We start from the raw sequence: 25,202 nt of genomic DNA on the forward strand, positions 1-25,202 counted from the left end.
CAATGAGAGGAAACATTAATGTCTAAGATCGTTAAAGTTCTAGGTCGTGAAATCATCGACTCACGTGGTAACCCAACTGTTGAAGCTGAAGTTCACCTAGAAGGCGGTTTCGTAGGTATGGCTGCTGCACCATCGGGTGCATCAACGGGTTCTCGTGAAGCTCTTGAGCTGCGTGATGGCGACAAATCTCGTTTCCTAGGTAAAGGCGTTCTGAAAGCTATCGCAGCTGTTAACGGTCCAATCGCTGACGCTCTAGCTGGCAAAGACGCGAAAGATCAAGCAACTGTTGACCAGATCATGATCGACCTAGATGGCACTGAAAACAAATCTAACTTCGGTGCGAACGCAATCCTAGCGGTTTCTCTAGCGAACGCTAAAGCAGCAGCAGCTTCTAAAGGCATGCCTCTGTACGAGCACATCGCTGAACTGAACGGCACTGCTGGTCAATTCTCTATGCCTCTGCCTATGATGAACATCATCAACGGTGGTGAGCACGCAGACAACAACGTTGATATCCAAGAATTCATGATTCAACCAGTTGGCGCGAAAACTCTGAAAGAAGCGGTACGTATCGGTTCTGAAGTGTTCCACAACCTGGCTAAAGTTCTGAAAGCGAAAGGTTACAACACTGCAGTTGGTGACGAAGGTGGTTTCGCTCCTAACCTGAAATCTAACGCAGAAGCACTAGAAGTAATCGCAGAAGCGGTAGCTGCTGCTGGTTACGTTCTGGGTAAAGACGTAACTCTTGCTATGGACTGTGCTGCATCTGAGTTCTTCGACAAAGACGCTGGCATCTACAACATGAAAGGCGAAGGTAAAACTTTCACTTCTGAAGAGTTCAACCACTACCTGGCAGAGCTAGTTGAGAAATTCCCAATCGTTTCTATCGAAGACGGTCTGGACGAATCTGACTGGACTGGTTTCGCACACCAAACTCAACTTCTTGGCAACAAGATCCAACTTGTTGGTGACGATCTGTTCGTAACTAACACTAAGATCCTTGCTGAAGGTATCGAGAAAGGCATCGCTAACTCTATCCTGATCAAGTTCAACCAAATCGGTTCTCTGACTGAGACTCTAGCTGCAATCAAGATGGCTAAAGATGCAGGTTACACTGCAGTAATCTCTCACCGTTCAGGCGAAACTGAAGACGCAACTATCGCTGACCTAGCGGTAGGTACTGCAGCAGGCCAAATCAAAACGGGTTCTATGAGCCGTTCTGACCGCGTTGCTAAGTACAACCAACTGATCCGTATCGAAGAAGCACTGGGCGAACGTGCACCTTTCAACGGTCTGAAAGAAGTGAAAGGCCAAGCTTAATTTAAAGCTTAGCGTTGACGCTTAAAAAGAAGCCCTGCATTGCAGGGCTTTTTGTTTTCAAACGTTTATCAATATTGATTATTCATCCAGCGCAAATGCTTCATCCCGCATTCTGAATGGCATGGACCCGGCGTTTATCCAGTTCGTCGCGAATCTGTTTGCCACTAAAACCTGCGGCGATCACCTGCTGAACATCCACTTTGACCGCAGCACTGTAGGCGCGCAGAAAACTATCCCGTTGTGGATAGGGGTTCTGTTCTAAGCCTAAACGTCCACGATGGTCCGCTTCGCAGCACAGCAGTACTTCATCGAGTCGCTGCGGTTTACGCCATACATCCAGTAGATTTAGCACTTTCAGCTTGGTTGCCGGTTTGAGCTCGGCGGCGCGATGAACATTGGAATGTTGCGCGCAAACCGCCAAGGCTAAGTCGCGAAACTCATTCGGTACTTTGACGCGTGCGCACAGCGCCTCAATGAGCTTCAATCCGGTATGACAATGCAGCTTGTGGCTCGGCCACTCTGATTCAGGCGTTACGCCCTTGCCGAGATCGTGCACCTGCGCGGCAAAGCGTACAGTGAGTGATTCCGACAGCAGCGCTGCTTGTTCGGCCACCATCAGCGTGTGTACGCCCGTATCGATTTCCGGATGCCATTTCTCAGGCTGAGGTACGCCAAACAAGCGGTCGAGTTCCGGCAGTACGATCTTCAATGCACCGCAGTCACGCAGGACTTGCAGAAAAATATGCGGGCTTCGCGTCGACAGCGATTTTTGCCACTCCTGCCAGACGCGCTCCGGCGTCAGATGTTGCAGTTCACCCGATGCGCTGATGTGTTGCATCAGCGCCAGCGTCTCTTCGGCGACAGAAAAGCCGAGATGCGTGAGTTTGGCGGCAAAGCGCGCGACGCGCAGTACGCGCAGAGGGTCTTCGACAAACGCTTCCGAGACATGACGCAGCACGCGATCTTGCAAATCGCGCTGACCTCCGTAGGGGTCGATCAGCGTTCCGTCTTTGGTTTGTGCCATGGCGTTGATGGTGAGATCGCGGCGCAGCAGATCCTCTTCCAGCGTGACATCTGGCGCGAAGTGGCAGGCAAAGCCAGTATAGCCGGAACCTGTTTTACGCTCGGTACGAGCTAAAGCGTGCTCTTCACGGGTCTTAGGATGCAGAAACACCGGAAAGTCTTTGCCCACGGCCTGAAAGCCAGCGTTGAGCATCTCTTCCGGACTGCTGCCAACGACCACCCAATCTTTGTCATATACTGGAAGCTGAAGCAATTGATCGCGAACTGCGCCGCCAACGAGATAAATTTGCACCACCGAACCTCAATATTTACGTTTATGGCGTTGGATAATCATAGTCACAATGATACTTTGCGCCTAACAACATTCAAAGAGACGAGAGCATGTATCCAGAATTTTTCGGCCTGATAGAACATCCGTTCTCGATTGTGCCCAATTCTCGGTATTTATATTTAAGTCAACGACATAAAGAAGCGATGGCTCATCTTCAGGCCGGACTGGGCGATGGCGGTGGTTTTGCGATGCTGACTGGCGAAGTGGGCACCGGAAAAACCACGGTCGCCAAGGCGATTCTGTCCGGACTTCCGCCACATACCCGTGCGGGTTTCATTCTCAACCCGACCTTTTCAGAGCGTGAGCTGCTGGAAGCTATCTGTGATGAGTTCGCCATCAAATACCCGCAGCAGGCGACGCTCAAGCAGCTGAGTCAGGTTTTGTACCAGTTTCTGCTCAATGAGTACGCCAACGGAATTCAGGTGTTGCTGGTGATTGATGAAGCCCAGCATCTGGCGCCGGATGTGCTGGAGCAACTGCGTTTATTAACCAATCTGGAAACAGAAAGCCGCAAGCTGCTTAAAGTGCTCTTGATTGGCCAACCCGAGCTGCAGTACAAACTGCAATTGCCGCAATTGCGACAGCTGGCACAGCGAATCACCGGACGCTACCACTTGCTACCGCTCGATGTCAGCGAAACCGCGCACTACATTCGTTTTCGTCTGCAACAGGCCGGGGGCGACGGTAATCTGTTTTCGGCTCGCAGTGCCAAATGGATTGCGCAGCAGACGCATGGAATTCCACGTTTGATCAATCTGGCGTGTGATGCCGCGCTGAAAGGGGCGTATCAGGCCGGAGAACGTGCCATCAGCCTTGAACGAGTGAAGCAGGCATGCACACAAATCATGAGTTTTCAGTCCACGGTGTATCAGCCTCAGGTGCAGGAAAGGTCTCGACGTTTTCCGCTTGTCGGAGTGATGTCTGCGCTCATCGGGATTGGTTCGGCAGCGGCCATCGCATATTGGTTGCCACCTTATCTCAATCAACAAATTCAGCAACAGTGGCCATTGCCTGCGCCTGTGGAAGCCGCGGAGCAGACGGTGTTCCCGACGACAGTGGAAGACCAGCTCAAAGGTGCGACCGACCGTGAGCAGGCGATGAAGGCGCTGTATGCGGTGTGGGGTTATGATGCCTCGGTGATTGAAAGCTTCTGTCAGCGCTCTGCGTCATCACAATTGGAGTGCGAGCAAAATATGGGGAGCTGGCAGGATCTGAAAAAGCTGAACCTGCCGGTGACGTTAACCCTCAACCTGCGAGGGTTGAGAACCTATGCGGTGCTCTATCATCTGCAAGGTGATGAGGTAGAACTGCTGATCAACGATAAACGGGTACGTATCGGCCGCGAGTGGATTGAACCTCTGTGGCAGGGGGAGTATCGGGTAGTATGGCAACCATCGTTCTATCAGACCCTGCGTGCCGGCATGCGCGGTGAAGATATCACGCTGCTGGATAACAAACTGTCTCGCTTGTTGGGCGAACCTGAACGCCATGTCACGGTGTATGACAAAGAGGTTAAACGTAAGGTGGAAGTATTCCAACGTTGGCAGAATATGCAGGTGGACGGCATTGCCGGACGCCAGACACTGCGCCAGTTAGATTTGCTGACTCAGCAGAGCGGACCACGCCTGACGGAGGTGCAGTGATGTCGCAGGTGATGAAAGCGTTGCAACGTTCTGAACTCAGTCATCAGCAATACACCGGGCATGTGATGCCTACCCCACACAGCGCGCAGGCTAGTGCTCAGTCAGCAGGTTTTCGCTGGTATCACGCGTTATGGCTCACGCTGCCGGGCTTGGCCACGGCGGCAGTCATCGGTTATCAGGGATTCCAGCGTCAGCAGCTCGCGATTGCTGAGCAGGCCACTGCGTCGCCTGCGATCAATCAGGTGGCGGCACCGTTTGAACAATTGGATTACCCCAACTTCGGCCCGCTGATCCGCACGGATGTGGATGTCCCCGTGTTCAATGAGTTCGCCGAGGTGTCGGTTGCAGAGCCGGAAGAGGAGCCTGTTGCAGCATCGGCTCAACCTGTGAGGTCTGCTGCTAATGTCGTGACGGCAACGTCTCCATCGAAACCGCAAACTCAGGTGGATAAACAGAGCCAGATGGCACTGAGCGAGCTGGATCTCAGTCAGTTGTCTCCAGAAATGGCCGCCAGAGTCGAATCGATTCTCAAAGCGGATGATAGCGAACAACGCAATCAGACAGATTCGCAGGCATCTCAGGCCGTGCCGCTGTTACAACACAGTGATGAGTTTAGTGGCGCGCTGCCGGCGATGAACTTTCAGACGCATGTCTACGCCAGTAATGCGGTCAAGCGCTGGATTAAAGTCAACGGCGTGGAATATCACGAAGGCGACAACATTTTTGATAATGTGCAGCTGGTGGCGATTAAGCCACAAAGTACGATTGTGCGTTTTCGCAATAAGCAGATAGAAATACCGGCACTGTATGATTGGCGGGGATAAAAAAAACGGTCACTATTGAGTGACCGTTTTTCTTCAATCAGGATTATGCCCAGCCAGCAGGGTTGCGTTTACGGCGAGGGATAATGTGCGGCAGTACTAAGCCTAACAGCAGGCCACCACCGGCAACACCGCCGCCGTACATGAAGTACTTCAGCAGCAGATCTTCTTTTTGTGTGTCCAGCTTGGCACGCAGTTCACGTACTTCGCTTTGTGAAGCAGTCAGCTGCTTGCTGATGTCGCTGTAATTCTTTTCCAGTTCGGCAATCTGTTTGTTGCGTACTTCCAGAGAGTCCACTAAGCCTGCTTTTTCGCTGTCCGCGCTTTGACGTGCATTGGCCAGCTTGCTTTTCACATCCGCCAGCTCTTTTTCCAGTTGAGGCAGGCGCACGGCCATGCTCACATCGCGAGTCACAAATCGACTTTCTACCCAGCCGGTACGGCCACGTTCGTCGACGATTTGGGTGTAGTCCGTGTCTTTATTCGTGTTGATAAGTTTCACTTTCTCACCCGCATCAATACTGCCGATAATGCGATATTGATTGCTTGGACCTGAGTGCATGTAAGTAAACAATTTGTCCGCGATATAGCGGTCTTGTGCAAACGTTGGTGCAGCCAACATGGAGAAAAGCACCATGCAGATCAGTTTTTTCACGGTTAATCCCTTGTTATGACGAGTTTGGCATGAAAAGCCATAGTGTTTGATTGCCAAATAGTAAGAACTTTCCACATGCGGTGCAACAAAGAAGGGAGGCAAAGCCTCCCTTTCTGTGCGTTTGAGTCAATAATGACAAAGCGCTTACACAGTACTGACGTGGCTACTTAGGCGAAAATGCCTTGAATTGCATAATAGAACACCACGGCCAGCAGCGCACCTGCAGGCAGGGTAACAATCCATGAAGCCACGATGTTACGAACTACGCCAAGGTTCAGTGCTGCAATACCACGAGCAAAACCTACGCCCAGTACCGCACCGACCAGAGTCTGAGTGGTCGAGATTGGCAGACCAGTACCTGATGCCAGTACTACCGTCGATGCTGTTGCCAGCTGCGCGGCAAAACCACGGCTCGGAGTCAGTTCGGTGATACCGGTACCGACCGTTGCCATAACTTTGTGGCCCATCGTTGCCAGACCCACGACGATACCGAAACCACCCAGTGGCAGAATCCACCAAGCGATAGAGCTCTTCGCTGCGATTTCACCCAGGTTTTCAACGGTTGATACCACGGCAGACAGAGGGCCGATCGCGTTTGCGACGTCGTTTGAGCCGTGAGCAAATGCCATTGCACACGCTGTGATAACCATCAGAATGCTGAAGATGCTTTCCACACCAGCAAAGCTGTGGTCTTCATCGCGGTTCGCGAATTTCTTCTGAATATAGATGTAACCACCTACCATCACGATTGCAGAAACAATTGCTGCACAGATCCAAGCTTCTGAGCTGGTCAGGTGCAGGCCTACGTGTTTCAGACCTTTTTTGATGGTTACCAGAGCGATCACCATGGTGGTGATGAACATGTACACCGGAACAAATCGCTTGGCGTTAATAAGAGGATCTTCGGTATCAAAAATCAGACGCTGCGCGCTGACGAAGATGATGTAGGCGAAGACGCCGGAAATCACTGGAGTGACGATCCAACTGCCTACGATGCCCTGAACTGAGCTCCAGTCCACCGCTTCTGTACCCACGGAAACACAGGCAAAACCGATGATAGCACCAATAATAGAGTGGGTTGTTGAGACAGGCCAGCCCATGTAGGAGGCCAGCAGAAGCCAGGTGCCGGCTGCCAGCAGTGCTGACATCATGCCGTAAACCAGAACATCTGGTTGATTGGCAAAAAGAGATGTTTCGATAACACCGTTACGGATTGTTTCGGTTACTTCACCGCCCGCCAGATAGGCGCCCGCAAATTCAAAAATCATCGCGATGATGATCGCTTGTTTCACGGTTAGTGCTTTTGACCCTACGGAGGTGCCCATTGCATTGGCCACGTCGTTCGCGCCAATACCAATTGCCATGAGAAAGCCGAAGAGCGCAGCAACAATAATCAGGATAGTGCCGTAGTTCGCAAGGATATCCATCGTAATACCTAGTTGTTTATAACAAGCGGAGCGCATTCGAATCGTGGTTTTTTGACACGAGTAAAGACCATCAGCGAGGTAACATATTCAACGCCTAAACTGTGGTCTTTCGAAATTGTGCTCTTAGTTATTTGGTTAACTTTATGATTTATGAACGAGACAACATGACTTCCAGACGAGCGCCAACGCGCTGAGCCTGGTCGGCAATGCCACCAATCCACTCAAAAATTTTGTACAAGAACATCACATCGATAGGGTTCATGGTAGATTCAATCGCCATCAGTTGTTGGCGCAGGCGAATCTGCATGGCATCGGTGTCATCTTCAATCACATCCAGTTGATGGATCATTTCAGCCACAAGCGTTACTTCACGGCCTTTAAATCCAGTTTCCAATAACTCATCGAGCTCATTGATGACTTTCTGCGCTTGGTTGGCTGCATCTAGGCAACGCTTTACGTAGGCAAGGAAGTTTTCTTGAAGAGGCTCAGGAATAACGAGTTGACGACCGTAAACACGGCCTGCGATGTCTTTCGCAAGGTTGGCAAGTTTATCTTGTTGAGTGAGAAGCTCCAGCATGTCGGTACGATCAACTGGCAAAAACAGACCGCGAGGAAGTTTAAGACGAATTTCACGCTTTAATACATCCGCTTCTTTCTCAAGATGAGAGATCTGCGCGCGAATTTCTGCTGCTTTTTCCCAATCACCTTTGGCACACACTTCAAAGAAGTTAACCAGGTGGGAACAACATTCATTCACACACACAACGTGTCGTTGCAAAGGCTTAATAGGGGACTTTGCAAATAACCCCATGATTGTATTTACTGGCATGGTCATTCAACCTAATAGCTATAACCTAAAAAGAACATACACCATTGTATGGTGAAATGTTGAGCGTTGGCTATAAAGGCGCGCATGTTAACCCATTCACTGGCGCATTTAAACTGTTTTAGATCATCAATCGGGCGATATTTCTTTCTTGCCCCGGTGCCTATTAGGCAATATCCTGTCGCTATCTGCTTCGAAAGGTATAACTATGGAAACCGAGATAGAACTGAAGTTTTTTGTTTCTCCTGAATTTTCAGAGGTTTTACTGAAAAAAATTTCTGAAACCAAAGTACTTCAGCATAGTTGTCGTGAGTTAGGGAACACATATTTTGACTCTCCCGATAACTGGTTACGACAACATGATATTGGACTTCGTATCCGCCGTTTTGATGACGTTTATGTACAGACTGTGAAAACAGCAGGCCGGGTAGTCGCAGGGCTACACCAAAGGCCAGAGTACAACGCAGAACACAATTGCAATGATCCGGATTTATCTCTCCATCCGGCAGACATCTGGCCTGCAGAGCGTGATATCGCGACGCTGCAATCTGAGCTGGTTGCTCTGTTCTCTACCAATTTTAACCGTGAGCAATGGCTGATTGGCATGCCAGATGGCAGCCAGGTTGAAGTGGCGTTCGACCAGGGACTTGTCATCGCGGGCGACCGTGAAGACCCGATCTGTGAAGTGGAACTGGAACTGAAATCCGGTCAGACCGATGCGCTGTTTACCCTTGCCCGTCAGCTGTGTGAGCAGGGCGGAATGCGACTGGGTAACCTGAGCAAAGCGGCGCGCGGTTATCGCCTTGCTGCGGACTATCTGGGCGATGAAGTGAAGCCTTTGGCGCTGGTTAACACCCAAAAACACGACAGCGTTGAATCCTGCTTTATTAACTCGCTGGAACATGCCTTGTCACATTGGCATTACCACGAGCAAATTTACACCGAACGCGATTCTATCCCTGCGCTGCATGAAATCAGTCATGCCATCAGTTTTATTCGTCAGGTGCTGGCAGTGTATGGCGGTGTGGTGCCACGTCGTGCCAGTGCGATTCTGCGCCAGGAGCTGAAATGGCTCGAAGGTGAACTGACCTGGCTCAAACAGTACGATTACTTAAGCGAGTTGCTGGAAGACAAAGGTTATGCACTGCGTAAGCTGGATGCGCGCAAGTTTCTGATCAGCGAGCTGAAACAGCTGCAGGATGATTTGCCACAACGTGATGAAATCCTGAAGCTACTCAACTCGGCTCGTTATACCGGCCTGTTGCTCGATTTAAGCCGCTGGATTCTGACCCGAGGCTGGCAGCCGTTCCTGGATGAAAAAGCGCGTGAGAAGATGGCGCTGAATATCCATCATTTCTCCGTTAAGCAACTTGAACGCACGTGGACGGAGCTATTGGAAGTGTTTCCACCGGAGCGTCAGCTCACCAGTCAGGAATACATTGACCAACAGTACCGCCTGATGCGCAGCCTTTATACTGGTATCAGCTTTGCGAGCCTGTACGATGCGGAAGAGCGTCAGGCATTCCGTATGCCGTGGGCCGATCTGTTGCATGGTATTGATGATTTGCTGACGCTAAAACCCGTTGAAGCCATGGTCGAGTGTTTGCAAGGCGAAGAGCAGGAGCAGTTAAAGCGCTGGTTGATTCGTCAGGAAAACTCAATTCTGCACGCGATGGAACAGACCCGTATCATCGGGATTGAAACGCCGCCTTACTGGCGAGAATAATCTGTCCAACATTAAGGGATGCTCAGGCATCCCTTTCTTTTTCGCGGCTTTCGCGCTCCAAATCAATGCGTGCTTCCAGCTCTTTGAGGCGCAGAATCAGTTCCTGCTGTTGAGTAACGACTTGTTTTATCAGTCGCTCTTGGTGCTCCGCTCTGGCAGTTTGACCATGATCGGGGGAGGACAGAAACGACGCGATCAGACCGGAAATCATACCGAACATCCCCACACCACAGACGATCATGATCGAGGCGACGATTTTACCTGCTGTGGTCACCGGATAATGATCGCCGTAACCGACGGTTGAGATCGTCACCAACGCCCACCACAGTGCATCACCACCATCAGTGATATTGGCGTTGGGATCTTGCACTTCAAAGAACAGCATCATGCTTGATCCGAGCGTCAGCAATACCACTAAGAGCAGCAGAATGGTCGCCAGCGTGGTTTCGCGGCGATTGGCGAGCAGCTGGCGCAAAATAGTGCGGCCAGAGCGGATCACTAAAATGACGCGCAGAATATGAAAGATTCGTGCAAAGCGCAGCGGTTCGATCATCGGAATGCTGGCGAGAATATCGATCCAGTGGCGTTTCAGAAATTGCACGCGATCTGCGGCTCGGATCAAATCTATGCAGAGTTGCAGAATAAAAATACTACAGATGACGAAATCGAGGCCGATAAGTACCTGTCGAGTTTCGTGTTCTACAGGAACAAACAACAAGCCTGAGATCACAAATAGCGCCATGAAAGACAGGATTAGCGACAATAAGCTCATTGGCTTGGTTTCATCTTTGATATCATCGTTTTTCATACGAAGCTCGAAATAAATAAGTTTGCGGCTTAGCCAGTAAGCGGCAAAAAATAATGAGTGTTTTCAATATAAAAGACTTAGTGGAGAACTGACAATGGCGAGGATGGCTTTTAAACCATGGGAGCGCGTGATTACGGATATCCGACTCGTGCCGAAAATGATCATGCTGATGGTATTCAGTACCGTCTTGATCATTGGTAAGCAACTGTGGGATGCCGGTACTTTTTACGATTCTCTGCTGGCTGCAACGCAAAATGCTGAAGTCGCACAAAAGCATTACGATGATTATCTGGTGCAGGTGGTGTGGCAAACAGGCCTGATGATCGTGGTATTTGTGGTTCTGCTGCTGTTTGCTGCGCGTATCATGCTTCGTCAGACTCAGTATCTCAGTGAAGCCATTAACCAGATGGCGCGACGTGATTTGTCTGAACCGATTTCCATGGACTGTAAAGATGAATACGGTGATGTAGCGCGCGAGCTGGAAAAGACCCGCCTGCAACTGCAAGAGCTGATTAAAACTCAGGTGAATGCGTCGCAGGAGCTGACCGCGTTGACCGAAGTCATGACCATGAGTATGTCTGAAACCAAAGAGTCGGCGCAGGAAGAGTTCAATGAGATCGACCAACTGGCCACGGCGATGAGCGAAATGTCTTCGACCGTTCAGACGGTTGCCGAACATGCACAGAACGCCTCTTCCCTGACAGAAAACGCCTCGCACCAGGCCGGTACCGGCCAGCAGTTTGTCAAACAGACGATCGGTAAAATGAGCGAGCTGTCGAAAGATATCGCGGCCTCGGCGGAAGCGGTCAATCAGGTTGAAGAGCGCGTCGTCGCTATCGGCAGTGTGGTGGGCACCATTCAAGGTATTTCTGAGCAGACCAACCTGCTGGCACTGAATGCGGCGATTGAAGCAGCGCGTGCTGGCGAAGCGGGTCGCGGCTTTGCCGTGGTGGCTGACGAAGTGCGTAACCTTGCGCAGCGCACCCAAAACGCAACGGTGGAAATTCAGGACATGATTTCACATTTGCAGGCGAGTGCGAATTCTGCCGTGAATCTGATGGAAAAAAGCGTGGTGGAAGCTGCGGATGGGGTTGAGCTGGTCACCAACGCCGGACGTGAACTGGATGGCATTGTCCAGCAAGTGCAGCAGATCAATGACATGAACTTCCAAATTGCGACGGCGGCGGGCCAGCAGAGCAGCGTCGCTGAAGAGATGAACCAGAATCTGACCAATGTGCGTGAGCTGGTGGAAGCATCGGTCACGGTGGTCAGCGAGCTGCTGGAAACCTCCGAAATCATGCAAAGCAACGCGGAAGAGCTGGATCGTAAAATTACCGTATTCAAAGTCTGATTCCCGGTTGAATCCACACTATGAAAGAGCGCCCACAATTGATTTGTGGGCGTTTTTTATTGGTCCAAGTCTGTTATAACTACTCTATTCGTAAAGACAAGGATGCATCATGTCATTGCCGCCAAAACTCGAGGCTCACGCCGATCATCAGTATCAACTTCTTCTTCAGCAACAGCCGGTGATCGCCGACTGGGATAGCGAACATCAACAGCAGCTCAAAAATGTGCTCGGTTTCAGTCAGTTTGTTGCGGACACTCTGCAACGTGATGGCATTCTGTGCCGCGATCTGCCAGCTATGCTGGCCACATCGCAGCGCAGTGAAAGCTATCGCCAGCACCTGAGTGCGCTGTTGAGTGAATGTCAGGATGAGACCAGTGGTCAGCGCGTGCTGCGCCAGTTCCGTAACCGTGAAATGGTGTACATTGCGTGGCGTGATTTTCTTGCCGACTGGAGTCTGGATGAGAGCCTGGAGCATCTCTCGCAACTCGCGGAAGCGCTGATTTTTGAAACCTATCAGTGGCAGTATCAGATTTGCTGTCAGGAGTGGGGCACTCCGTGCAACGCACAGGGCGAAGCGCAGCCGATGCTGATTATCGGTATGGGCAAACTTGGTGGCGGTGAACTCAACTTTTCATCCGATATCGATCTGATTTTTACCTATCCGGAAAACGGAGAGACACAAGGTGCTCGCCGCTCGATTGCTAACGCGCAGTTCTTTACCCGCTTAGGTCAGCGCATCATCAAGATGCTCGATCAGCAAACCTTTGACGGCTTCTGCTACCGGGTTGACATGCGCCTGCGTCCATTTGGTGAAAGCGGCCCGCTGGTAATGAGTTATGCCGCTCTGGAAGATTATTACCAAGAGCAGGGACGGGACTGGGAGCGTTACGCGATGATCAAAGCTCGCGTAATGGGGCGGGAGATGTATTCGCAGTACCAAGAGCTGCGCCAAATGCTGCGCCCATTTGTGTTCCGCCGCTATATCGATTTCAGCGCCATTCAGTCGCTGCGCCGCATGAAGTCGATGATCACCAGCGAAGTACGCCGCCGCGGTCTGAGCAACAACATTAAGCTGGGCGCCGGCGGCATCCGTGAAATTGAATTTATCGCGCAGGTGTTCCAGTTAATTCGTGGGGGGCGTGAGCCATCACTGCGCCATCGTGGGCTGCTGGAAACCTTACAGGCGATTGGTGAGCTGGATCTGCTTAGCGCGCAAGAAGTTGCGGAGTTGACCGAAGCGTACCGTTTCCTGCGCCGTCTGGAAAACTTACTACAGGCACTGGCCGACAAACAAACTCAGACTCTGCCGGATAAAGCGGATGATCAATTGCGTCTGGCTGTTGCGTTCAACTTCTCGTCCTGGCAGGCGTTGTTGGATGAAGTGCAGCTTCAGATGGGGCGCGTGCACGCCGTGTTTGCCAACCTGATTGGTGATGAAGAGGAAGATGAAGAGGACACCATTGCCGCTCATTTCCATGAGCTGTGGGATATGGCCCATAAACGCGATGTGATTGAGCATATTGTCCAGCACGATCTTTCTCAACAGCAGACGGAAGCGATGGCGAATACGATTATCCGCTTTAAGGACGATCTGGCAAAACGCACCATCGGTCCGCGTGGGCGTGAGGTGCTCAATCGCCTGATGCCGAAAGTGTATCAGGCCATTTTCTCGCATCCTGACGCTGAGTTTGGTTTGTCGCGTGTGTTATCGCTGCTGCACAGCATTGCCACTCGTACCACTTACATGGAGCTGCTTGATGAACATCCGGCGGCGCTGACACAACTGGTGCGATTGTGTACCGCCAGCCCGATGATTTCTGAGCAACTGGCCCGCTACCCAATTCTGCTTGATGAACTGATTGATCCGCAGCATCTCTACAACCCGATTGCGCTTGATGCATATAAAACCGAACTGCGCGATTTTCTTGCCCGCATTCCGGAAGATGACATGGAGCAGCAGATGGAAGGGCTGCGTCAGTTCAAACAGATTTGTATTCTGAAAATTGCCGCAGCCGACATTGCGGGCGTGCTGCCAGTGATGAAAGTGAGTGACCACTTAACCTATCTCGCTGAAGCGATTGTTGAAGCAGTGGTGCATCAGGCCTGGCTGCAAGTCAGCGCGAAATATGGCGAACCAACGCACCTCAAAGATCGTGACGGTAAAGGTTTTGCCGTCGTGGGTTACGGTAAAGTCGGTGGCTGGGAGCTGGGCTATAACTCAGATCTCGATATCGTGTTTATTCACGACTGCCCGTTGGACGCCTATACCGATGGGGCAAAAGAAATTGATGGCCGCCAGTTCTATCTGCGTCTCGCACAGCGCGTAATCCATATTTTCTCTACCCGCACCGCGTCCGGCATTTTGTATGAAGTGGACACTCGCTTGCGTCCGTCCGGCGCGTCCGGTTTGTTGGTCAGCCCGATTGATGCGTTTGAAGAGTATCAGCGTCAGGATGCCTGGACGTGGGAACATCAGGCATTGGTGCGCGCTCGCGTTATCTATGGCGATGAGCCGTTGCAACAGGCATTTCTTGCCACGCGCCACGCGATTTTGTCTCTACCGCGTGAAGAGGAAAAACTCAAAAAAGAGGTGGTCGATATGCGCTTGAAAATGCGTGAGCACCTCGGAGGCAAAAAAGCCGGACGTTTTATGCTCAAGCAGGATGTCGGCGGGATTACCGACATTGAATTTTTGGCTCAGTACCTGGTGCTGCGCTACAGTCATGATAAACCTAAGCTGACTCGTTGGTCAGATAACGTGAGAATTTTTGAATCTTTGCTCACCCAAGGTGTCATGGAAGAAGAGCAGGCGATGGCATTGACTCATGCTTACACTGGCATGCGTGATCAAATCCATCATCGTAATCTGCTCAATCAAGAGGCCGATGTCAGCGAGAGTAAATTTGTCGCTGAACGTGAACAGGTAAAACGAGTTTGGCAACAGTGGCTGGGTTGATATCTTTAGCCGCTAAAAGGGCTGTGATACACTCCGCCCAGTCATAAATATTGGAGATCCATAATGAAACCAATCCTACCTGACTACAGCAATGCTGGGGTTTTGATTATTGGCGATGTGATGCTTGATCGTTATTGGTACGGTCCAACGGGTCGCATCTCGCCAGAAGCTCCGGTGCCTGTGGTAAAAGTAGAGCATAACGAAGAGCGTCCGGGCGGTGCAGCGAACGTTGCGATGAACATTGCTTCACTCGGCGGTCAGGCGCATATCATTGGTTTAACAGGGATGGATGAACCCGCTCAGGTACTGGCGGACAAACTGACGTCGCTGAGCGTGAAGTGTGATTTTGTGGCGCTGCCGGATTATCCGACCATTACTAAGCTGCGCGTCCTAAGCCGTGGTCAGCAGCTGATTCGTCTGGATTTTGAAGATAAATTTGAAAACACCGATCCAGCGCAGATCCTGTCTCGCATGGAAAAAGCGTTGCCAGCGGTGAAAGCAGTGATCTTGTCGGATTACGCGAAAGGTGCGCTAGAGCATGTGCAGCAGTTTATTCAGGCTGCGCGCAAGGCTGGCGTTCCGGTATTCATCGACCCTAAAGGTTCCGATTTTGAACGCTATCGTGGCGCAACGCTGCTGACACCAAACATGTCTGAGTTCGAGCAGGTGGTTGGTAAAGTCAAATCGAATGAAGATTTGGTGGAAAAAGGCTTTGGTCTGATTGAACAGTTCGATCTGGACGCCCTGTTGGTGACCCGCAGTGAACACGGTATGACGCTGCTGCGTCGCGGTATGGACCCATTCCATCTGCCAACGCAGGCGAAAGAAGTGTACGACGTAACGGGCGCAGGCGATACCGTGATTTCAGTCTTGGCTGCGTCAGTGTCCGCGGGTAAGCCGTTGGATGAAGCGTGTGCTCTGGCTAACGCGGCAGCCGGTGTTGTGGTCGGTAAACTGGGCACCTCGACCGTGTCGACCATCGAACTGGCGGAAGCGATTCATGGTAGCAGAGACACCGACTTTGGTGTGATTGATGAAGTATCGCTGATTGCAGCGGTGAAAAAAGCGCAGGCTCGCGGCGAGAAAGTGGTGATGACCAACGGTTGTTTCGACATTCTGCATGCTGGCCACGTCTCTTACCTCAATCACGCGGCTGAGCTCGGCGATCGCTTAATCGTCGCGGTGAACACCGATGAGTCCGTTAAACGTCTCAAAGGTCCGGGTCGTCCGGTGAATCCAACCGATCGCCGTATGGCGGTACTGGCGGGATTGGGCGCCGTTGACTGGGTAGTACCATTTGCAGAAGACACGCCTCAGCGACTGATCTCAGAAGTCCTGCCTGACCTGCTGGTCAAAGGTGGAGATTACAAACCGGAAGAGATTGCGGGTGGTAAAGAGGTGATTGCGGCGGGTGGCGAAGTTAAAGTCCTCAACTTTGAAGACGGCTGCTCAACCACTGAAATCATCGAAGCCATTAAAGGCGGCCGCGGCTAATCTCGCTGGCTGATAACAAGCTTCCCGATAGAAAAAGGGCTCACAGTGTGAGCCCTTTTTGTCAGAACTGACCGCCACAGCAACGGTGACGAACAGGCACTTTATTACTTGATCGCTTTGAGACCCGCATTGACATCAATGATGTCCTGCTCGCTCAGTGTACCTACTGCCTGACGCAGTTGCAGTACGTTGATGATGTAGCTGTAACGCGCATCAGACAGGTTTTTCTTCACGCTGTACAGAGTACGGGTCGCATCCAGTACGTCAACGATAGTACGAGTACCCACATCAAAGCCAGCTTCCGTTGCATCCAACGCTGATTGCGCGGAAATCACAGATTGTTCATAAGCACGCACCGAACCGATCGACGCATTGATGTTGTTGTTGTACGCACGCACGTTTTTCACCACGCTGCGGTACGAAGCTTCCAGATCCTGGCTGGCCGCAACGTATGCGTATTCCGCTTGTTTGGTTTGGGAAGACACGTTACCACCACTGTATAGCGGAACAGTCAGGTTCAGACCAATGTTGAAGTCGTTGTTTTCGTGGTAAGTGTCATAACTGCTGTAGTTATCGTTGTACTCACGACCGTAGTTGTAACCACCGTCCAGAGTCAACGAAGGCAGGTGACCAGAGCTTGCCAGCGAAATGTTGTCTTTCGCCACGTCTTGAGAGATACGAGCCGACAACAGTGACAGGTTCTTTTCTTGCGCTTGTTCAATCAGTGCTTCCATCGATTCGGTGGTGCGGCTGGTTGAGAAACGGTTGGTATCCAGAATGCTCAGGTTAGTGTGTTCCTGACCTGTGATTTCACGTAGCGACTCATAGCTGTTGATCAGCGAGTTTTCTGCCAGAACTTCGTCTGCCAGAACAGTATCGTATTGCGCTTGTGCGTCATGGACGTCAGTAATCGCCGACAGGCCCACTTCAAAACGTTGTTTGGTTTGTTCCAACTGACGGCCAACCGCGGCTTTTTCAGCACGAACAAATTCCAGATTGTCCTGCGCGCTCAGTACATCAAAGTACGCTTGTGCTACGCGTAGCATCAGGCTTTGCTGAGAGTTTGCGTATTGGGCATCAGCCTGACGAGCTTGCTTCTCAGCGGTATCCAGAGAAACCCAGCTTGAGCGGTCGTACAGTTCTTGCGAGAAGTTGATGCCTGCGCTCAGTTTGTCACTGTCGCGTAGATCGACGTCACTGCGGTTAATGTTGTAACCCGCAGTCAAATTGATTTGAGGCAAAAGAGAGCTGCGGCTTGAGTTGATCGCTTCAAACGCTGCGTCACGTTGTGCCGCTGCACTCAGCAGTTGAGGATCGTTCTGTTTTGCTTGGTCGTAAATTTGTGCAAGGTCATCCGCGGAAGCTGTTGTGCTAAGGCCGCCCAGAGTTGCACTAATCAATAAAGGAAGCAGTTTTTTCATTAGTCCTATTCCTGCCTGAATATGAAAGGAGTTACGCTCACGAGAGTGTAACGCAAATTGATGGCATTTCACTCGAAACTTTGCACTTTTTTACACTTAGCTATCCAATTGTGCAATAAAAATTGTGTGACGACTTAAATATAAGTACAACTTTTGTATAAAAAGTTGAGCAATGTCCTTGGAAGTCACAAAAATTCATGAGTAAACTATAAGATTCACTGAGAGAGGTTTCTAATGCAACAGTCTGATCAGCCGCCAGGAGTGTTTACTCCAGAAGATGTAGAAATTGTCTCAACCGAGACACTGTTTCAAGGATTTTTCCGAATGGTGAAGTATCGGTTCAAGCATCGATTATTTCAAGGCGGGTGGAGTCAGACTATTGAACGGGAAATGTTTGAGCGCGGTCATGCCGCAGCGTTGCTGCCTTATGATCCGCAACGTGATCAGGTCGTAATGATAGAACAGATACGCGTTGGCGCGCTGGAACATGCCAATCCCTGGCAGTTAGAAATTGTCGCGGGCATCATTGATCGCGCGGAGAGCGCAGAAGAAGTGGTGCGCCGTGAAGCGGAAGAGGAAGCTGGGATCTCCGTCAACAGAACGGAGAAAATTACCTCTTATTATCCCTCTGCTGGGGGATGTTCTGAAAAACTTGATGTCTATGTGGGAGAAGTGGATGCATCCCTGGCTCACGGCGTTCATGGTTTAGACTATGAAGGTGAAGATATCAAAGTTCACGTAATGAGCCGCCGCGACGCGTATCAGTTAGTGAAAGAGGGGCGAATTGAGAATGGAGCCTCAATAATCGCACTACAATGGTTGGAGTTAAACTACGGGCAATTACAATCGCAATGGCAGAAATGACAGCACTAAAAAAGCCGTATCATGTTGATTTACCAGAACTGATGCGGACTTATGAAACGAACTACGCCAAGTTGAACGCTTTGTTGCCTGCGCAACCGAGCGTCGGTGACGTGCGCTGTTATCAAGCGGCACATCTGGCTTATCAGCTGCAAGTGCTGGAAGTCACAAAGTACACAACTTTGGTGGAGATTTGTCAAAGTGACGACATTTCGATATTTCCATTACCAACCATGTCTGTCAGGCTGTACCACGACGCTCGTGTAGCAGAAGTACTGACCACCGATCAGCTTAACCGGGTAAAAGCTCGCTACGACTATCCGAATGAGAAGATGGTGCAAAAGGACGAAAAGGCACAGATCAATCGTTTCTTAGGGGACTGGCTGACATTTTGCCTGAAAAGAGGCATTAGCCGAGCGCCCATTAACATCAATCAATAGCATTAGGTTTATAGATTTTGAACGTGTCGTCCAGTATAGACAATTCCGACAGCATCAAGCTGGTTCAGATTACGGATACGCACCTCTTTGCGCCCGATGACGGTAGCCTGTTGAGTGTTAATACCGCAGACAGCTTTCTCGCGGTGGTGGAGGCTATTCGTGCCCAGCAGTTGGAATTCGATGCCATTTTGGCGACCGGCGATATTTCTCAGGATCATACGGCTGAGTCTTATCACCGTTTTACTCAAGGTATTTTACCGCTCGAGAAAATTTGTTTCTGGCTACCGGGCAATCACGATTACAAACCCAATATGAGCAGTGTGCTGCCATCAAAACAGATTCATGCACCTGAGCATGTACTGCTTGGTGAGCACTGGCAAATGATCCTGCTGGATTCGCAAGTTGTGGGCGTGCCTCACGGCCGTTTGAGCGATCAGCAATTGACGCTGCTTGAGGAGAAACTGTCCGCGCACCCGGAGCGGTTTACCTTGGTGCTGCTGCACCATCATCCGCTGCTGGTCGGCAGTGCCTGGCTTGATCAACACACGCTGAAAGACAGCGAGGCATTCTGGACCATCGTTGAGCGCCATCAGAACGTGAAAGCGGTGTTGTGCGGGCATGTCCATCAGGACATGGACCGTTTACACCATGGTGTGCGTGTCATGGCAACACCATCCACGTGTGTCCAGTTCAAACCCAATTCCGATGACTTCGCGCTGGATAAATGTTCTCCGGGCTGGCGTGAGCTTGAGTTGCATGCTGATGGGCGTGTGACGACGGCGGTCAAGCGCTTGGCGAAGGGGCTGTTTCAACCGGACTTTAACTCCAACGGATACTGAATATGTCGGACAAACCATCGTTACTTTTGTACATTCACGGCTTCAACAGCTCCCCTTTGTCGCATAAAGCACAGGTGATGCAGCAGTATTGCGCGCAGCATCGCCCGGACATCGAGGTTGTCGTGCCAAAGCTGCCTTCATTTCCTCAGCAGGCGGCAGAACATCTGCTGAATGTCGTCAATCAATACAAAAACGATTATCAGATAGGTCTGGTCGGCAGCTCATTGGGTGGCTATTTGTCTACTTGGCTCAATCACCAGTTCGGCTTTCGCGCTGTGCTGATTAATCCTGCCGTGAAACCCTACGAGTTGTTGGCTGATTTTTTGGGTGAGCAGCAAAATCCTTATACCCAAGAACGTTACGTATTAACCGCCGAACACATTGATGAACTGAAGGCGTTGGATACGGAGACGCTGCGTGCGCCGCAGGACTTCTGGCTTCTGCAACAAACCGAAGATGAAGTGCTGGATTACCGTCAGGCGGTGGACAAATACCAACACGCCCGTCAAACCGTTGAAGAGGGCGGTGACCACAGTTTTGTCGATTTTGAACGTTATCCGGCGCAAATCATTCAATTCTTAAATCTCTGATCTTTTCATTGAGGGAAGAGTCATAATTTTACTTGTTACTTACTGATGTCGCTTGACATCAGCGAGCCTCTTCCAGACTATGTTTCTCTTGGACTTTCCTCGTTTAGTTGGCCGATAAAGCGGCAAAGCGCCTGTCATTTCATCAAAAATCAAGCGTTCATAAACGAGTCGTAAAGTTACGAATCATTTATCGATAAAAGCATTCCGTATTATGACTGAACAATATAATGCTGGAGCCATTGAAGTTCTTAATGGCTTAGAACCAGTGCGTCGCAGACCTGGGATGTATACGGATACCACGCGCCCTAACCACCTTGGGCAGGAAGTCATCGACAACAGTGTCGATGAAGCGCTGGCCGGATACGCCACTAAGGTTCAAGTGATCCTACATGCCGATCAATCGCTGGAAGTGATTGATGACGGTCGTGGTATGCCTGTAGACATTCACCCGGAAGAGAAAGTCTCCGGGGTTGAATTGATCTTATGTAAGCTTCACGCGGGCGGTAAGTTCTCCAATAAGAACTACCAGTTCTCCGGTGGTTTGCACGGGGTAGGGATCTCAGTCGTGAACGCGCTCTCCAAGCGCGTCGAAGTTACAGTGCGTCGTGATGGTCAGGTGTACGACATCGCGTTTGAACACGGCGAAAAAGTCTCAGATTTAACCGTTACCGGCACCTGTGGTCGTCGCAACCGCGGCACCAGCGTCCATTTCTGGCCAGACACCAAGTATTTTGATTCGCCGAATTTCTCCGTTACCCGTTTGGTCAACAACCTGCGCGCGAAAGCCGTACTGTGCCCGGGACTGGAAATTACCTTCACCGATAAGGTGAACAATAACGAATACCGTTGGTTCTACGAAGATGGCCTGAAAGACTATCTGGCTGAAGGCGTCAAAGGGTACACCTTATTGCCGGAAGAACCGTTTACCGGCGAATTTTCTGCCGAAACGGAAGCCGCTACCTGGGCCGTGATCTGGCTGCCGGAAGGCGGTGAACTGATCACCGAAAGCTACGTCAACCTGATCCCGACCGCGCAGGGCGGCACGCATGTCAATGGCTTGCGTCAGGGCCTGTTGGATGCGATGCGTGAGTTCTGTGAATTTCGTAATTTGCTGCCGCGCGGCGTCAAACTGACGGGCGAAGATGTGTTTGACCGTTGTGCTTACGTGCTGTCGGTAAAAATGCAGGATCCGCAATTTGCGGGTCAGACCAAAGAACGTCTCTCCTCGCGTCAGACCGCGGCGTTTGTTTCCGGTGTCGTGAAAGATGCGTTCAGTCTGTGGCTGAACGAAAAGCCGCAACTGGCCGAGCAACTGGCGGAAGTGTGTATTGCTAACGCCCACCGCCGTATGCGTGCGGCGAAGAAAGTTGTGCGTAAGAAAGTGGCTTCAGGCCCGGCGCTGCCGGGTAAATTGACCGACTGTTCTCAGCAGGATCTCAGCCGCACCGAGCTGTTTTTGGTGGAAGGTGACTCGGCGGGCGGCAGTGCCAAACAGGCACGCGATCGTGAGTTTCAGGCCATCATGCCGCTGCGCGGTAAGATTCTGAACACGTGGGAAGTTTCGGCAGATCAGGTACTGGCTTCGCAGGAAGTGCACGATATTTCAGTTGCGCTGGGCATTGACCCGGACAACGACAACCTTGAAGCGCTGCGTTACGGCAAAGTCTGTATCCTTGCCGATGCGGACTCGGACGGTCTGCACATTGCGACACTGTTGTGCGCCTTATTTACCCGTCATTTTCCGGCGCTGGTGCGCGCGGGACACGTGTATGTGGCGATGCCGCCGCTCTATCGTATCGACTGCGGTAAAGAAGTGTTCTACGCGCTAGATGACAGCGAGAAAGACGCGATTCTTGAACGCCTGAGTAAGAAGAAAGCCAAAGTGAACGTGCAGCGATTTAAAGGTCTGGGTGAAATGAACCCGCTTCAGCTGCGCGAAACCACCATGGATCCGAATACTCGTCGTCTGGTTCAACTGACCATTGACGATGATAAAGCGACCGAAGAGATGATGGATATGCTGCTGGGGAAAAAGCGTGCGGATGACCGCCGCAACTGGCTGCAAAGCAACGGCGATCTGGCTGAGGTGTAATGAATGTCGACTGAAATCACCTACGATGGCGTTGAACAGCTGCCACTGCGCAAGTTTACTGAAGACGCTTATCTGAATTATTCCATGTACGTCATCATGGACCGCGCGTTGCCATACATTGGCGACGGTCTGAAGCCGGTTCAGCGACGTATCATCTATGCAATGTCTGAGCTGGGTCTTTCTGCCTCAGCTAAATACAAAAAATCGGCGCGTACCGTTGGTGACGTGCTGGGTAAATATCACCCGCACGGCGATTCAGCATGTTACGAAGCGATGGTGCTGATGGCGCAGCCGTTCTCTTACCGTTATCCGCTGGTTGACGGTCAGGGCAACTGGGGTGCGCCGGACGATCCGAAATCGTTCGCTGCGATGCGTTATACCGAAGCAAAACTGTCTAAGTTCGCGGAAGTACTGCTGAGCGAACTCGGCCAGGGCACAGTAGACTGGCAACCGAACTTCGACGGCACAATGAAAGAGCCGAAGATGCTGCCAGCACGTCTGCCGCACATTCTGCTCAACGGCGTGACGGGTATCGCGGTCGGTATGGCGACCGACATTCCACCGCACAACGTGCGTGAAGTGGCGGCCGCAACGATTCACCTGATTGACAATCCCCAGGCCAGCTTGCCGGATCTGATGCAATACGTGAAAGGTCCGGATTATCCGACCGAAGCAGAGATCATCTCGCCGCAGATTGAGCTGGAGAAAGTCTACCGTACCGGCCGTGGCAGCGTGAGAATGCGCGCAGTGTGGCACAAAGAAGGTTCGGACATCGTGATCTCGGCGCTGCCGCATCAGGTATCGGGCGCCAAACTGCTGGAGCAGATTGCCAACCAGATGCGCGCGAAGAAACTGCCGATGGTGGAAGATTTGCGTGATGAATCGGATCACGAAAACCCGACTCGTATTGTGATTGTGCCGCGCTCTAACCGTGTCGATTGCGATCTGCTGATGAATCACTTGTTTGCCTCGACCGATCTGGAACGCAGCTACCGCGTCAACCTCAACATGATTGGCCTCGACAACCGCCCGCAGGTGAAAGGTCTGGTCAGCATTCTGAGCGAGTGGATTCAGTTCCGCCGTGAGACGGTGCGTTCTCGTCTGCAACACCGTCTGGATAAAGTGCTGGCTCGTCTGCACATTTTGGAAGGTTTGTTGATCGCGTATCTGAACATCGATGAAGTGATCGAAATCATTCGTACCGAAGACGATCCTAAAGCGGTGCTGATGGCACGCTTCGGGATTACTGATATTCAGGCGGATGCGATTCTGGATACCAAACTTCGTCACTTAGCCAAACTGGAAGAGATGAAGATCCGCGGTGAACAGAGCGAGCTGGAAAAAGAGCGTCAGAAGCTGGAAGAGCTGCTGGGTTCTGAGCGTCGCCTGAATACATTGCTGAAAAAAGAGATCAAAGCGGACGCCGAGACCTACGGTGATGATCGTCGTTCGCCGCTGGTTGAACGTGAAGAAGCCAAAGCGCTGACGGAACGTGATCTGATGCCAAGTGAAATGATCACGGTCGTGTTGTCTGAGAAAGGCTGGATTCGCCATGCGAAAGGTCATGAGGTTGATTGTGAAGGGTTGAACTACAAAGCGGGCGATAACTATCTGGCGCACGCGTGTGGTAAGAGCAATCAGCAAGCCGTCTTCCTCGGTAGTGATGGCCGCAGTTACTCGTTGGAGTCACACACTCTGCCGTCTGCACGGGGACAGGGTGAACCGATTACCGGTCGTCTCAACGTGGCGGAAGGCACATCGATTCGTCAGGTCGTCATGGGCGAAGAAGATCAGCTGTGGCTGGTGGGATCTGATGCTGGTTATGGCTTCGTGTGTAAAGGCACCGATCTGTTGTCGAAAAACCGCAGCGGTAAGGCGCTGGTCAATCTGCCGGACAATGCGGAAGTGATGACGCCACAGGCGGTGAACGATCTGCAAAGCGATGAGATCCTGGCGATTACCAATCAGGGCCGCATGTTGCTGTTCCCGATCAAAGATCTGCCGCAGTTAGGCAAAGGCAAAGGCAACAAGATCATCAATATCCCGGCGGCGAAAGCCAAGTCCCGGGAAGAAGTGGTGTCCCATCTGTTGGCACTACCAAAAGATGTGTCTGTAACGCTGTATGCCGGCAAACGTAAGCTGGGGCTGAAACCATCGGATCTGGATAATTTCCGTGGTGAGCGTGGTCGTCGTGGTGCTCTGTTGCCACGTGGTTTGCAACGTGTGACCCGCATCGAGCTGGAATCGGATGCGCAAGAAAGTTCTGAAGAAGAATAATGTAGTCTGAACAAGCAAAAGCCCCGCAATGCGGGGCTTTTTTATGCCAGTCAGTAATTATCTTCCGACCAACCGTCACTGTCGGACATGTCTGGTGCACCGGGAATGGATTTCTCTTCATCGGCCCATTCACCGAAGTCGATCATCTGACATTTTTTACTGCAGAACGGGCGATGAGGGCTTTGCTCTCCCCATTCCACATCCTGGCCACATTGTGGGCATTTCACCACAGTTGGTTTTTTTGACATGGTCATATCCTGTGCGTCGAGAAAGCACATTGCTTTATGGTTAATTAAAGTTG

Annotated in this window: 20 protein-coding genes; 13 read left to right on the forward strand and 7 right to left on the reverse strand. The window is 51.3% G+C overall.

The window, feature by feature from the left end:
- The first annotated feature begins 18 nt into the window (after positions 1-18).
- The gene (gene eno, locus JIG40_RS21895) at positions 19-1,320 is read left to right on the forward strand and encodes a phosphopyruvate hydratase (RefSeq protein ID WP_020332173.1); all 1,302 of its coding nucleotides are present in this window, start codon (positions 19-21) and stop codon (positions 1,318-1,320) included.
- Between the two features lie 100 nt (positions 1,321-1,420).
- On the opposite strand, the gene JIG40_RS21900 is transcribed toward eno, so the two are convergent.
- Positions 1,421-2,635 carry a multifunctional CCA addition/repair protein gene (locus tag JIG40_RS21900; protein ID WP_199466091.1) on the reverse strand — a complete coding sequence of 405 codons (1,215 nt, stop codon included), beginning with the start codon at positions 2,633-2,635 and terminating at the stop codon, positions 1,421-1,423.
- An 89-nt stretch (positions 2,636-2,724) separates the two neighbouring features.
- On the opposite strand from JIG40_RS21900, the gene JIG40_RS21905 reads away from it, so the two are divergent.
- Both JIG40_RS21905 and JIG40_RS21910 read left to right on the forward strand, forming a co-directional pair.
- The gene (locus tag JIG40_RS21905) at positions 2,725-4,317 is read left to right on the forward strand and encodes an ExeA family protein (protein WP_199466092.1); all 1,593 of its coding nucleotides are present in this window, start codon (positions 2,725-2,727) and stop codon (positions 4,315-4,317) included.
- Complete coding sequence (locus JIG40_RS21910) at positions 4,317-5,141, forward strand: general secretion pathway protein GspB (RefSeq protein WP_199466093.1); 825 nt, start codon at positions 4,317-4,319, stop codon at positions 5,139-5,141. The genes JIG40_RS21905 and JIG40_RS21910 overlap by 1 nt, the downstream gene beginning before the upstream one ends.
- A 43-nt stretch (positions 5,142-5,184) precedes the next feature.
- On the opposite strand, the gene JIG40_RS21915 is transcribed toward JIG40_RS21910, so the two are convergent.
- The 3 genes from JIG40_RS21915 to JIG40_RS21925 all read right to left on the reverse strand — a co-directional run bounded on the left by JIG40_RS21915 (position 5,185) and on the right by JIG40_RS21925 (position 8,049).
- Complete coding sequence (locus JIG40_RS21915) at positions 5,185-5,793, reverse strand: TIGR04211 family SH3 domain-containing protein (RefSeq protein ID WP_020432350.1); 609 nt, start codon at positions 5,791-5,793, stop codon at positions 5,185-5,187.
- A gap of 167 nt (positions 5,794-5,960) precedes the next feature.
- Positions 5,961-7,220 carry an inorganic phosphate transporter gene (locus tag JIG40_RS21920; RefSeq protein WP_020332182.1) on the reverse strand — a complete coding sequence of 420 codons (1,260 nt, stop codon included), beginning with the start codon at positions 7,218-7,220 and terminating at the stop codon, positions 5,961-5,963.
- A 148-nt stretch (positions 7,221-7,368) separates the two neighbouring features.
- Positions 7,369-8,049: a TIGR00153 family protein gene (locus JIG40_RS21925; protein WP_020332183.1), complete on the reverse strand. Its 681-nt coding sequence runs from the start codon at positions 8,047-8,049 to the stop codon at positions 7,369-7,371.
- A gap of 205 nt (positions 8,050-8,254) precedes the next feature.
- Between JIG40_RS21925 and JIG40_RS21930 the strand changes: the two genes are divergently transcribed.
- Complete coding sequence (locus tag JIG40_RS21930) at positions 8,255-9,772, forward strand: inorganic triphosphatase (RefSeq protein WP_020332184.1); 1,518 nt, start codon at positions 8,255-8,257, stop codon at positions 9,770-9,772.
- Between the two features lie 22 nt (positions 9,773-9,794).
- On the opposite strand, the gene JIG40_RS21935 is transcribed toward JIG40_RS21930, so the two are convergent.
- Positions 9,795-10,580 (reverse strand): potassium channel family protein, encoded by a 786-nt coding sequence (locus tag JIG40_RS21935; protein WP_143683496.1) that lies wholly within the window; start codon positions 10,578-10,580, stop codon positions 9,795-9,797.
- 94 nt (positions 10,581-10,674) lie between these two features.
- Between JIG40_RS21935 and JIG40_RS21940 the strand changes: the two genes are divergently transcribed.
- The 3 genes from JIG40_RS21940 (at position 10,675) to hldE (ending at position 16,381) form a co-directional block, all read left to right on the forward strand.
- Positions 10,675-11,931 carry a methyl-accepting chemotaxis protein gene (locus JIG40_RS21940; RefSeq protein WP_024374521.1) on the forward strand — a complete coding sequence of 419 codons (1,257 nt, stop codon included), beginning with the start codon at positions 10,675-10,677 and terminating at the stop codon, positions 11,929-11,931.
- A gap of 109 nt (positions 11,932-12,040) precedes the next feature.
- Positions 12,041-14,887, forward strand: coding sequence for a bifunctional [glutamate--ammonia ligase]-adenylyl-L-tyrosine phosphorylase/[glutamate--ammonia-ligase] adenylyltransferase (gene glnE / locus JIG40_RS21945; protein WP_199466094.1), 2,847 nt, complete (start codon positions 12,041-12,043; stop codon positions 14,885-14,887).
- 63 nt (positions 14,888-14,950) lie between these two features.
- Positions 14,951-16,381, forward strand: coding sequence for a bifunctional D-glycero-beta-D-manno-heptose-7-phosphate kinase/D-glycero-beta-D-manno-heptose 1-phosphate adenylyltransferase HldE (gene hldE, locus JIG40_RS21950; protein WP_038129831.1), 1,431 nt, complete (start codon positions 14,951-14,953; stop codon positions 16,379-16,381).
- 104 nt (positions 16,382-16,485) lie between these two features.
- Here hldE and tolC read toward each other — a convergent pair whose 3' ends face one another.
- Positions 16,486-17,802 carry an outer membrane channel protein TolC gene (gene tolC / locus JIG40_RS21955; RefSeq protein WP_020332188.1) on the reverse strand — a complete coding sequence of 439 codons (1,317 nt, stop codon included), beginning with the start codon at positions 17,800-17,802 and terminating at the stop codon, positions 16,486-16,488.
- Between the two features lie 234 nt (positions 17,803-18,036).
- Here tolC and nudF point away from each other — a divergent pair, with 234 nt between their 5' ends.
- The 6 genes from nudF (at position 18,037) to parC (ending at position 24,901) form a co-directional block, all read left to right on the forward strand.
- Positions 18,037-18,666 (forward strand): ADP-ribose diphosphatase, encoded by a 630-nt coding sequence (gene nudF / locus JIG40_RS21960; protein WP_024374518.1) that lies wholly within the window; start codon positions 18,037-18,039, stop codon positions 18,664-18,666.
- Complete coding sequence (locus JIG40_RS21965) at positions 18,654-19,103, forward strand: DUF1249 family protein (RefSeq protein ID WP_024374517.1); 450 nt, start codon at positions 18,654-18,656, stop codon at positions 19,101-19,103. Before nudF ends, JIG40_RS21965 begins: the two co-directional genes overlap by 13 nt.
- Positions 19,104-19,120: 17 nt before the next feature.
- Positions 19,121-19,942, forward strand: a complete 822-nt coding sequence (cpdA, locus tag JIG40_RS21970) for a 3',5'-cyclic-AMP phosphodiesterase (RefSeq protein WP_020432345.1) — start codon at positions 19,121-19,123, stop codon at positions 19,940-19,942.
- 2 nt (positions 19,943-19,944) lie between these two features.
- Complete coding sequence (gene yqiA, locus JIG40_RS21975; protein WP_020332192.1) at positions 19,945-20,532, forward strand: esterase YqiA; 588 nt, start codon at positions 19,945-19,947, stop codon at positions 20,530-20,532.
- A gap of 211 nt (positions 20,533-20,743) precedes the next feature.
- Complete coding sequence (parE, locus tag JIG40_RS21980; RefSeq protein WP_020332193.1) at positions 20,744-22,624, forward strand: DNA topoisomerase IV subunit B; 1,881 nt, start codon at positions 20,744-20,746, stop codon at positions 22,622-22,624.
- Between the two features lie 3 nt (positions 22,625-22,627).
- Entirely contained in the window at positions 22,628-24,901 is a 2,274-nt protein-coding gene (parC, locus tag JIG40_RS21985) for a DNA topoisomerase IV subunit A (protein ID WP_020332194.1), read from the forward strand.
- Between the two features lie 50 nt (positions 24,902-24,951).
- Here the strand turns inward: parC and yacG are convergent, their stop codons facing one another.
- Entirely contained in the window at positions 24,952-25,149 is a 198-nt protein-coding gene (gene yacG / locus JIG40_RS21990) for a DNA gyrase inhibitor YacG (RefSeq protein ID WP_020332195.1), read from the reverse strand.
- Positions 25,150-25,202: the final 53 nt, after the last annotated feature.

It is taken from the genome of Vibrio sp. bablab_jr001, from assembly GCF_016464285.1.
Lineage (GTDB): Bacteria > Pseudomonadota > Gammaproteobacteria > Enterobacterales > Vibrionaceae > Vibrio > Vibrio fluvialis.